Origin of the sequence: Acinetobacter populi (assembly GCF_002174125.1) — a bacterium.
Taxonomy (GTDB): Bacteria; Pseudomonadota; Gammaproteobacteria; order Pseudomonadales; family Moraxellaceae; genus Acinetobacter; species Acinetobacter populi.
Window position 1 is genome coordinate 14,689 of sequence record NZ_NEXX01000002.1, and the last position, 12,565, is coordinate 27,253.

Annotated in this window: 11 protein-coding genes; 4 read left to right on the forward strand and 7 right to left on the reverse strand. The window is 39.7% G+C overall.

The genetic code is table 11. From position 1 onward, the window contains the following. Positions 1–21 precede the first annotated feature (21 nt). A complete protein-coding gene (locus CAP51_RS06270; RefSeq protein WP_087619919.1) occupies positions 22–1,557 on the forward strand; it encodes a flavin-containing monooxygenase in 1,536 nt (511 codons plus the stop codon). Positions 1,558–1,670: 113 nt separating this feature from the next. On the opposite strand, the gene CAP51_RS06275 is transcribed toward CAP51_RS06270, so the two are convergent. The 3 genes from CAP51_RS06275 to CAP51_RS06285 form a co-directional block, all read right to left on the reverse strand. Next, positions 1,671–2,435: an META and DUF4377 domain-containing protein gene (locus CAP51_RS06275; RefSeq protein ID WP_087619920.1), complete on the reverse strand. Its 765-nt coding sequence runs from the start codon at positions 2,433–2,435 to the stop codon at positions 1,671–1,673. 235 nt (positions 2,436–2,670) lie between these two features. Continuing rightward, positions 2,671–3,444 carry a DODA-type extradiol aromatic ring-opening family dioxygenase gene (locus CAP51_RS06280; RefSeq protein WP_087619921.1) on the reverse strand — a complete coding sequence of 258 codons (774 nt, stop codon included), beginning with the start codon at positions 3,442–3,444 and terminating at the stop codon, positions 2,671–2,673. Between the two features lie 128 nt (positions 3,445–3,572). Next, positions 3,573–5,006: an aminotransferase-like domain-containing protein gene (locus CAP51_RS06285; protein WP_087619922.1), complete on the reverse strand. Its 1,434-nt coding sequence runs from the start codon at positions 5,004–5,006 to the stop codon at positions 3,573–3,575. 103 nt (positions 5,007–5,109) lie between these two features. Between CAP51_RS06285 and CAP51_RS06290 the strand changes: the two genes are divergently transcribed. Further along, positions 5,110–5,460, forward strand: a complete 351-nt coding sequence (locus CAP51_RS06290; RefSeq protein ID WP_087619923.1) for a hypothetical protein — start codon at positions 5,110–5,112, stop codon at positions 5,458–5,460. 105 nt (positions 5,461–5,565) lie between these two features. Here CAP51_RS06290 and glyA read toward each other — a convergent pair whose 3' ends face one another. The 3 genes from glyA to CAP51_RS06305 all read right to left on the reverse strand — a co-directional run bounded on the left by glyA (position 5,566) and on the right by CAP51_RS06305 (position 8,657). Beyond that, positions 5,566–6,819 (reverse strand): serine hydroxymethyltransferase, encoded by a 1,254-nt coding sequence (gene glyA, locus CAP51_RS06295; protein WP_087619924.1) that lies wholly within the window; start codon positions 6,817–6,819, stop codon positions 5,566–5,568. A 313-nt stretch (positions 6,820–7,132) separates the two neighbouring features. Then, positions 7,133–7,759 (reverse strand): superoxide dismutase, encoded by a 627-nt coding sequence (locus CAP51_RS06300; protein ID WP_087619925.1) that lies wholly within the window; start codon positions 7,757–7,759, stop codon positions 7,133–7,135. Positions 7,760–7,898: 139 nt separating this feature from the next. Further along, positions 7,899–8,657 carry a Nif3-like dinuclear metal center hexameric protein gene (locus CAP51_RS06305; protein ID WP_087619926.1) on the reverse strand — a complete coding sequence of 253 codons (759 nt, stop codon included), beginning with the start codon at positions 8,655–8,657 and terminating at the stop codon, positions 7,899–7,901. Positions 8,658–8,889: 232 nt separating this feature from the next. Here CAP51_RS06305 and CAP51_RS06310 point away from each other — a divergent pair, with 232 nt between their 5' ends. Continuing rightward, positions 8,890–10,074, forward strand: a complete 1,185-nt coding sequence (locus CAP51_RS06310; protein WP_087619927.1) for a S1C family serine protease — start codon at positions 8,890–8,892, stop codon at positions 10,072–10,074. A 107-nt stretch (positions 10,075–10,181) separates the two neighbouring features. On the opposite strand, the gene CAP51_RS06315 is transcribed toward CAP51_RS06310, so the two are convergent. Continuing rightward, entirely contained in the window at positions 10,182–11,399 is a 1,218-nt protein-coding gene (locus tag CAP51_RS06315) for an alkane 1-monooxygenase (RefSeq protein ID WP_087619928.1), read from the reverse strand. Positions 11,400–11,591: 192 nt separating this feature from the next. On the opposite strand from CAP51_RS06315, the gene CAP51_RS06320 reads away from it, so the two are divergent. Beyond that, positions 11,592–12,533 (forward strand): helix-turn-helix transcriptional regulator, encoded by a 942-nt coding sequence (locus CAP51_RS06320; RefSeq protein WP_087619929.1) that lies wholly within the window; start codon positions 11,592–11,594, stop codon positions 12,531–12,533. The last annotated feature ends 32 nt before the right edge of the window (positions 12,534–12,565 follow it).

The window sequence follows — 12,565 nt, forward strand, 5'->3', positions numbered from 1 at the left end:
TTTTTGATATTAGGTAATCCTATGACAACTTTGACTGAAAAACAACAAGTCACATCAGTCCCAAACACCATACGGCAAACAGGAATTGCCATCATTGGTTCCGGTTTTGGTGGTCTGGCGATGGCAATCCGTCTATTGCAAACAGGCTATACAGATTTCATGATTTTGGAAAAATCCAATGAAGTCGGTGGCACATGGCGTGAAAATAAATATCCAGGTGCTGCCTGTGATGTGCAATCGCATATGTATTCATTTTCTTTTGCGCCAAAAACCGACTGGTCAAAACGCTATGCCAATTGTCATGAAATTCATGACTATATTCTGGATACCACAGAAAAATTTGGATTACGACCTTATTGCCACTTTAATCAGGAAGTGATTGGTGCATATTATCAGGAACACAGTGCCCAGTGGCGTTTGGAGATTAAAGACCAATCCCCTATTCTGGCACAGTTTGTGGTGCTGGCCTCCGGCCCACTGCATGTACCACAGATTCCAAAAATAAAAGGCATAGAAAAATTTAAAGGCAAAATCTTCCATTCTGCACAATGGGATCATACTTATGATCTAAAAAACAAAACAGTTGCGTCAATTGGTACCGGTGGTAGTGCAATCCAGTATGTTCCAGAAATTGCCAGTCTGGTGAAACAACTGTATGTATTCCAGCGTAGTGCAGCCTGGGTGATTCCCCGTGATGAACGTCCATATTCCAATCTAAGCAAAACCTTATTTAACAAAGTGCCATTGCTGCGAAAGATTCATCGTGCCCGTTTATACTGGAGTAATGAGTCCAGAGTTGTGCCTATTTTTAAACCCGAGATCATGAAGTATGGGCAAAAACTGGTCGAAGCCTGGATTCGTTATCAGGTCAAAGACAAGGAAATTGCTAGAAAATTAACCCCAGATTACGTTATGGGCTGTAAACGGATTTTGATTTCAAACAAATATTATCCGACCTTTAATCGTAAAAATGTGGAATTGGTGACCGATGGTATTCAGGAAGTTACCGAAGATAGCATTATCAGCAGTGATGGCAAAGTCCGAAAAATTGATTGCATTATTTATGGCACGGGCTTTATTACCGATCCACGTATTTATATGAAAGATTTCCCATGTCAAGGCATAGATGGTCATGACTTGATACAAGACTGGAAAGATAATGCCGAAAGTTATTATGGTATATTAACCAAAGGTTTTCCGAATTTATTCCAGCTGGTTGGCCCCAATACCGGCTTAGGCCACAATTCGATTATTTTTATGATTGAAGCACAGGTCGAATATATTTTAAAAGTACTGAATATTATGCAAAAACAAGGTGCGGACAGTATCGAAATCAAGGCTGATGTGCAGGATCATTTTAACCAAAAAGTACAAAAAGATCTCTCTCATACTGTGTGGAATAGTGGTTGCAATAGCTGGTACACCAATGCAGAAGGTAAAAACTTTAGTTTATGGCCGGGTTATACATGGAAATATTGGCTGGAAACCCAAAGTCCTGATAAAAATGCGTTTATCTTAAGAAAGGCAAAAACCGCGCCGCAATTAAACATTGCATAGCGATATTTGACGTTTCAAGCATCCATTTAAAAAAAAAGCATATATCCCTAAAAGATATATGCTTTTTTAACTCAATTACTTTAATGCAAATATTCTATATAAATGCCAAGCGCTTATTTCACCAGTTCCTGTTCAACTGTCATATCATGCACATAGGCATATTTAGATTGATCTGCTGCTGGATTTTTTAAAGTAAAGCGTTTGGTACGAATGATAGTACGTAATTTTGGATCATGTTGAAAACCTTCAATCTGACCATAAAACAGTTCCCAATCTCCGGTTGCTGTCTTTAATCCCTGTGCATTGTATTGGATTTCTCGTACCTGCAAACATTGCTGTGCTGCGACACCTACACATGCTTTGGTTTCTGGTGCAACTTCCAGAAAGACAATCTCGCCCTGTCCCTGATATTTTGTTTCAGGGGTTGCTGTTCCAACAAACTGATATTGTTGGCCATCTGCACTATGCACCGTTAAGATCGGTTGATCAGGATTTGCTGTATTAATATTAAGCGTTAATTCATGATTCTGAAATAATGATGCTGCAAATTGCTCCTGTTTCATAAGCTCAGGTTCACACGCCATTTGGGTGCTGATGACATTGCCTGTTTTAAGTGTGTTTTGATTCAGGCTAAAGTCAGTTCCCATGCGGTTACAGCCACTATAGATACCGATGCGATTGTCTTGAAAGCTTAGCACAATAGGTGGTATCTGCTGTTGTGGCTGATATGACCAAGTATATTCCTGTAAGGTTTGTTGTAGATGCTGCTTCACATGTATCGCTTCTTTTTGTGATGATGTGGATGGTGTAGTCTGACAGGCTGCCAATACACTGGCTAAAGACAAGCTAAGGACAGAAGAAATAAGCTTTAATTTCATAATATCAACTCTAATTTATTTAGCCTGTTAAGATATAAGTATTGCAGAAAAAAATATAATACCTTTTTGTTTTAACCAGTTCCTTTTTTGTAAAAATAATCTTGATTCGTCATATATTTAGCATTTTCTAAGATACTTTTAGTGAGCATTATGAGCAAAGAGTTTAGCCAAAAACATGGCCATAAAGTGCTCTGACGCAGCTTTCCTTGCTATATACATCAGGCCTATTGAAAAATCAATCAAAACGATATAAATCCATACCCAGTGTTCCCATACTAAAACTGGAATGAACCACACTCATACGTTTTCCGGTGCCCATGGCAAAAAATAAAGGACTCAAATGTTCCAAAGACGGATGGTTTTTTTGAATATAAGGTAAATTTTTCCAATTTAAGACAGCTTCATAATCACTATTTTGTAATAGACTGGCTACTTTGTTACGAAACTCACTGGCCCAGACTGGCACATCACTTTGTTCCTGCCAGCGAAGTTCTGCCAAATTGTGGGTAATGCTTCCAGAGCCAATCAATAGCACCTGTTGCTGACGTAGATAAGCCAAAGATTCTGCCAATTGATAAATTTGTCTGGCTGTATAAAACTTTGGCAATGAAATTTGGATTACCGGAATATCTGCTTCGGGATACATATGTAACAACGGCATCCACACCCCGTGATCACGTGGACGCATCGCATTGGCATGGGCTTCAAATCCTGAGTCCTGTAGTCGCTGGATAATTTTTTCTGCCAGTTCAGGCTCACCAGGCGCAGGATATTGCAGTTTATACAATGCCTCAGGAAAGCCCCTGAAATCATGCCAAGTTTTTGGACGCGTTGCCGTGCTAACTTCCAGCACAATATCTTCCCAGTGTGCCGACATCACCACAATTGCTCTGGGCTTGGGCAGATTATGACTAATCCGCTCAAATGCTGCCCCAACCTGTCCAGGCTGTAAAGCTAGCATGGGAGAACCATGTGATATAAATAAACCAGGCAAAATTTGTAGGGACATAAAGGCTTGAACACACCCTGAATTTTAAAAACGTATTACTTAAACATATTTTTGCCGATTTTAAAAATCTATTTGTATCAAAACACATCAATGCACATCAATGCACATCAACGAATTGTTCATTCATTCTAAAATGTATGCTGTAAATACAATATCCGGCTACATTGCGCCAGTGTCGTAATGGCCTGTTTCATTTTTTCATCCAGAATATGCCCAGCATTCAGACGAATATAATGTTGATGTTTACCATCTTCACTAAACACCAGCCCCGGTACAATACTGATGTGATGTGCTTTTGCCTGATGATATAACTCGACACTATTAATTTCCGGTCTTAGCTTTAACCAGAGAATATATCCACCCTTAGGCATATGACATTCCAGCAAGAATTCGGCAAAAGTCGCCTGAATATACGCAATATATGCCCTAACCTGCGCCTGTAGGATGTGATGTAGATGTGATAAATGTTCCCGATAGGCTTTACTGTAAATAAAATCTGCCAAGCCAAGCTGTAAAGGCGTATTGACCATCTGATTCTGGCTTAATATTTTGGAAGTAAAGGCCATCGCCTGTTCACCAAGACAAAACCAGCCGATACGGTAAGCATGTGACAATGATTTTGAAATTGAACCACACCAGATCACATAACCGGCCTGATCCCAGTATTTAATCGGTAAAGGACGTTCTATCTGATAACCACATTCTGCAAATACATCATCTTCCAGAATAAAACACTGATATTTTTCTGCCAGCTTTGCAATATGTTGTTTTTCTTGATGACTTAGACAATAACCCAAAGGATTCTGAAAATTTGCCGTCAATAAACATAATTTGGCCTGACCCGATTGCATTACCTGTTCCAGTCGTTCAAGATCAATGCCTTGTGATGATGCTGGAATCTCAATAATCTTGCGTTTGAGATTGGCGATCTGTTGCAATTGTCCATTAAAGGTGGGACTGGTGACAATAATACTGTCTTTTTCATGGCTTAATATCTGAATCAGTAATGCCAAAGCCGGCATACAGCCCGAACTGATAAAGACCTGTTCGGTCGGAATATAAATACCATCTTCACGCCACAACTCCACCAATGCCGAACGAAGTTGTATATGCCCCTGTCGATCACAATGTAAAAAATCTTCAGGTTTACAATGCTTAATGGCACGATTGAGTGAACGACGCAAGTTATCCAGCGGAATCCATCTAGGATCAATCTGAATGGTTCCCAAATGAATCTGATCGGCAGAAATAGCTGCTTGTTGAATTTCTAGAAGCAATTCAAGATTGGAAACCTGACGTGGATAGGATAAAAAATTAGCATTTTTATCAGCCGGCTGATGCGGTTGATATTGTACAAAATAACCCGATTTGGGTTTAACCGAGATTAACCCCTTGGCTTCAAGTAACTGATAACAGGCTTTAGCTGTATTTAGACTGATGCCATGTCGTTTGGAAAAATCACGAATTGAACATAATCTGTCGCCATTTTTAAGTTGTCCAGTCGTAATCTGATGTTCGATATGTACCGCTAGCTTTTGATATTTAAACCCTTGCTTATGCATCTATCTGTAACCATTATTTAGCGATGATTGTATCTGTATCCTAACATAGTTTCATTTTAAGCTAACCCCTTCAATACAGACGCAAAAAATGGGGAAGTTTAAAATGAAATATCTAGTATTAATCAATAGTTTATTTTTATTAACAGCTTGCCATGATGTAGATCCAAAAGCCTTTAAACAGGATGAGATCTGTCGCAGCATGACCAAAAACTATTTATTTGTAAATGGAATAGACAATTTCCATTTGAGCACAGTCGATGATACAAAATTTTTAAGCCAACATCTGATTTCCTATCACTATCAACCGAGAAAAAGTAGTATGGATAATCCTGTAACTTCACGATTACAGACCATGCAGGTCGATTGTAAATATCAGCAAAAACAGTTGAATATAGATTTTTCTTATCCTAATACCACGATTAAGCCCGATCATCTTCAATTTGAAGGGATTTAAGTTTAATAATTTGGCTCAGTAGAATGAGTAGACAATAAAAAAACCGACAGATATTTAATCGTCGGTTTTTTATTGAGCAGACCAATCGCTTGATCTGCTTATAAATTAGTTTGCATATACAGGGAATTTTGCACAGACTGCGGAAACTTTTTCTTTCACTTCAGCAATCACTTTTTCATCACCTTTACTGTCCAGTACATCGGCAATCCAGCCAGCCAAATCACGCACTTCGTTTTCACCGAAACCGCGTGTCGTAACCGCAGGTGTACCAATACGAATGCCGGAAGTCACAAATGGGGAACGAGGATCATTTGGTACGGCATTTTTATTCACTGTAATGTGCGCTGCACCTAACCATGCATCGGCATCTTTACCAGTCACATCCTGTTTGATCAATGACAACAAGAACAGGTGATTATCTGTACCACCAGACACGATGTCATAACCACGTTCGATTAATACTTGTGCCATCGCCTGTGCATTTTTAACCACTTGATGCTGATAAGCTTTGTATTCTGGTGTCATGGCTTCTTTAAAACACACTGCTTTGGCAGCAATCGCATGCATTAAAGGACCACCCTGATTGCCCGGGAATACCGCAGATTGAAGTTTTTTCTCAATTTCTTCATTGGCTTTGGCCAGAATCAAACCAGAACGTGGACCACGTAATGTTTTATGCGTAGTCGTTGTGGTCACATCTGCAATTTGTACCGGACTTGGATAAACACCCGCGGCAACCAAACCTGCAACATGCGCCATATCAACAAATAAATATGCGCCAACTTTATCAGCGATATCACGGAAACGTTGCCAATCTACAACACGGCTATAGGCAGAAAAACCTGCAACGATCATACGTGGTTTATGCTCAACAGCCAGACGTTCTACTTCTTCGTAATCAATTTCACCAGTTTCCGGGTTCAAGCCATATTGAATGGCATTATAGGTTTTACCCGAAAAGCTGACTTTTGCACCATGAGTTAAATGACCGCCATGTGCCAGACTCATACCCAGTACAGTATCACCTGCATTTAACAATGCCAGATATACCGCAGAGTTTGCCTGTGAACCAGCATGTGGCTGCACGTTTGCGTAGTCTGCACCAAATAATTCTTTTGCACGATCAATCGCTAATTGTTCGATAATATCAACATTTTCACAGCCGCCATAATAGCGTTTGCCAGGATAACCTTCTGCATATTTGTTGGTTAACTTGGTTCCCTGAGCTTCCATAACAGCTGGAGAACAATAATTTTCTGAAGCAATTAACTCAATATGCGCTTCTTGACGTTTGTCTTCAGCATCGATAGCTTTAGCTAATACTGGGTCAAATTCAGCAAGAGAAATATTGGCAAACATTAGCGATGTTCCTATGTTTTAAGGCGTTTATAGCCGTACTTTGATTGGGGCACATTGTAACATGAAGTTGTGATTTGCACAGACTGATATTTATTTAATTCGACATGAAATTCTTTCAGTTTTTATAATATTTGGGACACAGCTTTGGGCATAGTTCATATCAAAACATTTATATAATTTCAATAAAGACTAAATTGGACTAAATTTTAATCATGTTATCATGATTATGCAAAAATAAAGCCTAAAGCATGAACACGCTTTAGGCCTGATTTAACCAAGTAACCAATAAGATTACTTCAATTAAAATAATAACTTATTTTTCAACACCAGCAGGCTGACCCGCAAGTTTGGCATTTGCATAATCCCAGTTCAGCAAACTTTCAAGGAAAGTTGAGATATATTTTGGACGTGCATTACGATAATCGATGTAATACGCATGTTCCCATACATCAATCGTTAATACAGCAACTTGACCATGTGCAAGTGGTGTATCTGCATTTGAAGTTTTGGTAATGGATAATTTACCGTTTACTTCATCAGCCACTAACCATGCCCAACCAGAACCGAATTGAGTGGTTGCAGCAGCAGTAAACTCTTCTGCAAATTTTTCGTAAGAACCAAATGCTTCATCAATTTTAGCAGCGATTGCGCCTGTTGGTTTACCACCACCGTTTGGTGCAATAGAATTCCAATAGAATGTATGGTTCCATACCTGTGCTGCATTATTGAAAACGCCAGCTTTGGATGCATCACCCGCAACAGTTGTGATGATTTCTTCCAGTGTTTTACCTTCTAGGTCTGTACCTTTGATCAGGTTATTTAAATTGGTTACGTAGGTTTGATGATGTTTGTCGTGGTGATATTCTAAAGTTTCTTTAGAAATATGAGGTTCAAGTGCATCATAAGCATAGGGTAATGCTGGTAAAGTAATAGTTGTCATTTCAATTTCCTTGCGTATAGCTGGGTAAGTTGAGGATATTCAACGATAGACATTGTAATTCAAAACCGGACTAAAAATGTAGTTGGTTTAAATAACAATACACAATAAAAGCATAATAAATATACATAAAGCCGACTGTTTAGATCGGATTATTTAATTCAATGTATTGATAGCTCAAATCAAAGGTTTTGGCAAGTGCCTCGGCAAGCCGCTGAATACCATATCGTTCGGTAGCATGATGGCCGGCAGCAAAATAATCCAGATGATATTCCTGCGCCTCATGGAAAGTTCGTTCACTCACCTCGCCAGATAAATAGGCATCACAGCCTGCTTGTGCAGCTTTATATAAAAAGTCCTGTGCTGCACCAGTACAAAATCCGATAGTCTGGATACTTTCTTTATTGGTTGCAATATGGATAGGTGCTTGTCCCAATTTTTGCGTTAACAAACTTGCAAAATCTTCAGGTGATAACGGTTGTGACAATGTACCGATATTACCAATCGGAAAACGCTCTTCTGGATCGAGTGCAGCAGTAATGTGAATACCGAGTAAATCTGCCAATGCAGCATTATTGCCCAATGTGGTATGCGCATCGAGTGGCAAATGATAGGCGATCAAGGATACATCGGCCTGCATCAATTGTTTGATTCGTTTACCTTTTAACCCAGTTAAAGGGCTTGGCTCCCCTTTCCAGAAATAACCATGATGAACAATCAGTGCATCTGCTTTTAAATCCAGTGCGGCTTCAATTGCCGATAAAGAGGCAGTAACACTACTGACCAAAGTTTTGACTTCTGAGCGGCCTTCAATTTGCAAACCGTTTGGACAATAATCCTTAAATTGATGAGATTGTAAGGTCTGGTCACACCATTTTACTATATCGACTAATTTTGCCATACCGGTTCTGCTTCCAAAAATTAAAAGATTTACAACATGCTAGCATAGACTGGATATGCTTTTAAGCGAAGAAACTTTGTATATTTCAACTTTTACCAGAGATGACTTTTACCAAAGTGTTACAAAATGTGCTTGATCTATCGTGAGAAATTAGCGAATTTGGATTAGACTATAACGACTTGTAAATTCTGCTTTTTTATTGACTGCTAAAAGACTTTTGAGGAATTAAGCTGTGCGCCGTATATTTGTGGTGTTACCTTGGATTTTATTGGTATTGGTGATCGCTGGCTTTATCGCCTGGCAAAAACTGCAAGTGCCCAAGCCGCCTATTGCAGCTGATGGGATAAAAATGCCCGCCGAAAAAGTGGCGCCATTAATTGATACCACGCGAAGTGGTGGCATTGTTTCTTATAGTGGTGCCGTCAAAGTTGCTGCACCGGCTGTGGTAAATATTTTTACTCTGCAAAAAGTCTCACAACAACAAAGCCTACCAATTAACGAACAATTTTTACGAGAGTTTTTTGGTGATCAAATTCCGGATCAACTTCAGCCAGAAGATCAAAATAGTCTGGGTTCTGGGGTAATCGTGCGTCCAGATGGTTATATTTTAACTAACAATCATGTGATTGCCGGGGCAGATGAAATTATTGTCGGTCTGCATGATGGTCGTAAAGCCAAGGCAACCGTCATTGGTACCGATCCCGAAACTGATCTGGCAGTGATTAAAATCGAACTGGATAAATTACCTGTGTTGCCTTTCAAACTTAGCGGTAATGAAGTGGGTGATGTGGTATTGGCAATTGGTAACCCTTTTGGTGTGGGACAAACAGTCACCCAAGGGATTATTTCTGCTACGGGCCGTACCGGTCTGGGCATCAATACCTACGAAGATTTCATCCAGACCGATGCAGCAATTAATCCCGGAAATTCTGGCGGTGCCTTAATTGATGTCGCTGGAAACCTGATTGGGGTCAATACAGCAATCTTTTCAAAAACTGGTGGTTCTCTCGGGATTGGTTTTGCCATTCCGGCACAAATTTGTCAGCAAGTGCTGGATTCAATCTTGCAGGATGGACGTGTGGTTCGCGGTTGGTTAGGTATTGAGGTCAAAGGACTCAACCCGACCGATGAACTAAATCTCGACAGCAAAACGGGTGTGCAAGTGATGGGCGTCTTGCCAAGTGGCCCAGCAGCTCAAGCCGGCATTAAAAAAGGTGACATTATTGTATCAATTAATGGTCAACCGATTGTCAATGCCAATCAATTGATTTCCTATGTGGCAAGTCAGAAACCAAATAGTGAAGTTCCCGCAGTCATTCAACGTGATGGCAAGGAATTGAATATCAAGATTAAAATTTCTGAACGTCCGGAAAATAAAAATACCCAGTTCTTGCCTGTCCCACAAAATCAACGCTAGAACGTCAAACATAAAAAAGCTGAGCCATCATGACTCAGCTTTTTTTATGCTTTAAACAAATTATCTACTTAAATATTACTTTGATAAATATTAATCCATTGGCAAGCTTATGCTATTTCTTCTTTGGACTGATCACGCTGACCAAATTTGGCAAAAATTTTGGCACGACGTTTTGGATAAATATTTGCTTTGTTCAAATCACCCTTGTAGTGGTTAAACACACGCTTATCCATCATCTTAAACCATAATGGCGGAATCATCGCAGGCAATAACATGCTGGCATAACCACTTGGTAATTCAGGTGCTTCATCAAAATGGCGCAAAGCCTGAAATGGTCGGGTTGGATAAGCATGATGGTCTGAATGGCGCTGTAATTGATATAAAAACAGATTGGTCACAATATTGTTATTGTTCCAGCTATGTTCCGGCATAGTACGCATATAGCTACCATCAGGCTTTTTCTGGCGTAACAAACCATAGTGTTCAATATAATTAATAATTTCAAACAAACTGATGCCATAAAATGCTTGCATGGCAAGAAACGGAATAGCACGTTTACCGAAAAGTTTAATCATGGTGGCATGGAATGTTGCACTCATTGCCCACCCTTGTAACAATTCATTGTCTGTTGACCAAAATTGCTTACCTTTGCGTTTTAAGCGCTGTGTTTCAATTTCTATCGCAGATTTTAATGAACCAAAGACTGTTCTTGGCCAAAATTCATAAAAACTTTCGCCCATTTTTGATGATGCCGGATCTTCCGGCGTTGCAGCACGTTTATGATGACCATAAGGATGTTCTACGCGGAAATGATTATAACCCGTAGGTACCAGTGCCAAATGCGATAAGATATGATCAGTACGATCTGCTTTATGGCTCAATTCATGTGCGGTATTAATAGCAATACCACTGATCGCACCAATGGAAATTCCAAGTAAAATCCGATGATGCCAAGGTGTTTCTTCACGACTAGCCAAATATGTACCATAAATGGTTGTGGCATATTGTAGCGGAATAAAGGATTTGACCAATTTCATATAATAAGGATCATTTTCCAGTTGCTTGATCGCATCTGCATCTGGATTACTTGGGTCTTTACCAATGATGGTATCAATTACTGGAATTACAATATGCAGTACAATTGGTCCACCCAAGGCAAATACAGGTTTTAACGGTTTTGGAGCAAATCGGTAACTGAGCATAATACCCATACCAATTACAGGCAAAGCGGGTCCTAATAACCATAATTTACGTTTTTTATCGATATGTTGATTTTTCTCAGTTGTCTGATCCTGTACAACTTTCAAATTCGCTGGAGCATTCATCTTCTGGCTTCCACTCTTGATTTCTACCCTTCCATATTGGCTGATTGCATCGTATACGAACAGTTTTGATCGTCCAAAAAAACATTGTGATGCTCTTTTTGGCTTGTAATGCTATGTATTTTTAAATTTTTATTGCTTATTGTGGTTCTATCGTTTATTTCCATTATTTGTTGCACAGACCTAGATGAGCCTATGGACGCATTAAGTAAAATTTTTGATGATATTCATTTAAGCAGAGTTGAATATTTTTATTTACAGCCCAGAGGAAATTGGCAATTTCAAATGGCAGAACAAGATAAATGTATGATTTATATCTTACTGGTCGGATCTGCTCATCTATGTGTTAACACAGACCAATGTGTAGAATTAGAGATTGGCGATATTATTATTATCCCGACTGGCAAAGCGCATTTCTTTTCTGCCAAATCATGCCAAATATTAAGCCCCAATACGCCGGAACTCAGTCACTTATTTTCCGGACATCGTCATGATGTATTGCATGTAGGCGAGGAAAATCAGCGGACCCGAAACTTATTATTATGTATTCGTTGCCATATGGACAGTATCATGGCACGTCCACTGATGCAGGCCTTACCAAAATTAATGCGTATTCACAATGCCATGGGCACAGGTGCACCGCCTTGGTTACAAGTCGGCTTGAGCTTTTTTGCACTAGAAACCGAACGTATTCGTCCAGGACGAGATACCCTGATTGATCGACTGGTTGGAATCCTGCTCATTGAAGGGGTAAGAGACTATATCGAACAGCTTAATGATGATCAAAGCAACTGGCTCAGTGCATTAACCCATCCCGAACTTTCCAATGCATTGGCTGCCATCCATGGTGAACCGGAAAAACCTTGGACTGTTGCAGATCTGGCACAAGTCTCCTGTATGTCACGCTCCAAATTTGCCGAGACTTTTAGTGTCATTATGGGTGAGACACCACTGGCTTATCTAGCACAACATCGCCTTCGTCTAGCCAGTCGCTATTTACGGGAAAGTGCCCTACATGTTCATCAAATTGCCGAGCGAGTTGGTTATTCTTCAGAAACTGCATTTAGTCAGGCTTTTAAACGCCAGTTTTCATTTAGTCCAACTCAATATCGTCAACAGCATCTGGATCAGCAATAAGCCTTAAAAATTGATAGCAAAAACTTTGTAGC

Excerpts from the sequence above, each read along its gene's own strand:
- CAP51_RS06280 (WP_087619921.1), bottom strand. The coding sequence starts at position 3,444 with ATGTCCCTACAAATTTTGCCTGGTTTATTTATATCACATGGTTCTCCC.
- CAP51_RS06275 (WP_087619920.1), bottom strand. The coding sequence starts at position 2,435 with ATGAAATTAAAGCTTATTTCTTCTGTCCTTAGCTTGTCTTTAGCCAGT.
- CAP51_RS06320 (WP_087619929.1), top strand. The coding sequence starts at position 11,592 with ATGGACGCATTAAGTAAAATTTTTGATGATATTCATTTAAGCAGAGTT.
- CAP51_RS06270 (WP_087619919.1), top strand. The coding sequence starts at position 22 with ATGACAACTTTGACTGAAAAACAACAAGTCACATCAGTCCCAAACACC.
- CAP51_RS06315 (WP_087619928.1), bottom strand. The coding sequence starts at position 11,399 with ATGAATGCTCCAGCGAATTTGAAAGTTGTACAGGATCAGACAACTGAG.
- CAP51_RS06305 (WP_087619926.1), bottom strand. The coding sequence starts at position 8,657 with ATGGCAAAATTAGTCGATATAGTAAAATGGTGTGACCAGACCTTACAA.
- glyA (WP_087619924.1), bottom strand. The coding sequence starts at position 6,819 with ATGTTTGCCAATATTTCTCTTGCTGAATTTGACCCAGTATTAGCTAAA.
- CAP51_RS06285 (WP_087619922.1), bottom strand. The coding sequence starts at position 5,006 with ATGCATAAGCAAGGGTTTAAATATCAAAAGCTAGCGGTACATATCGAA.
- CAP51_RS06290 (WP_087619923.1), top strand. The coding sequence starts at position 5,110 with ATGAAATATCTAGTATTAATCAATAGTTTATTTTTATTAACAGCTTGC.
- CAP51_RS06300 (WP_087619925.1), bottom strand. The coding sequence starts at position 7,759 with ATGACAACTATTACTTTACCAGCATTACCCTATGCTTATGATGCACTT.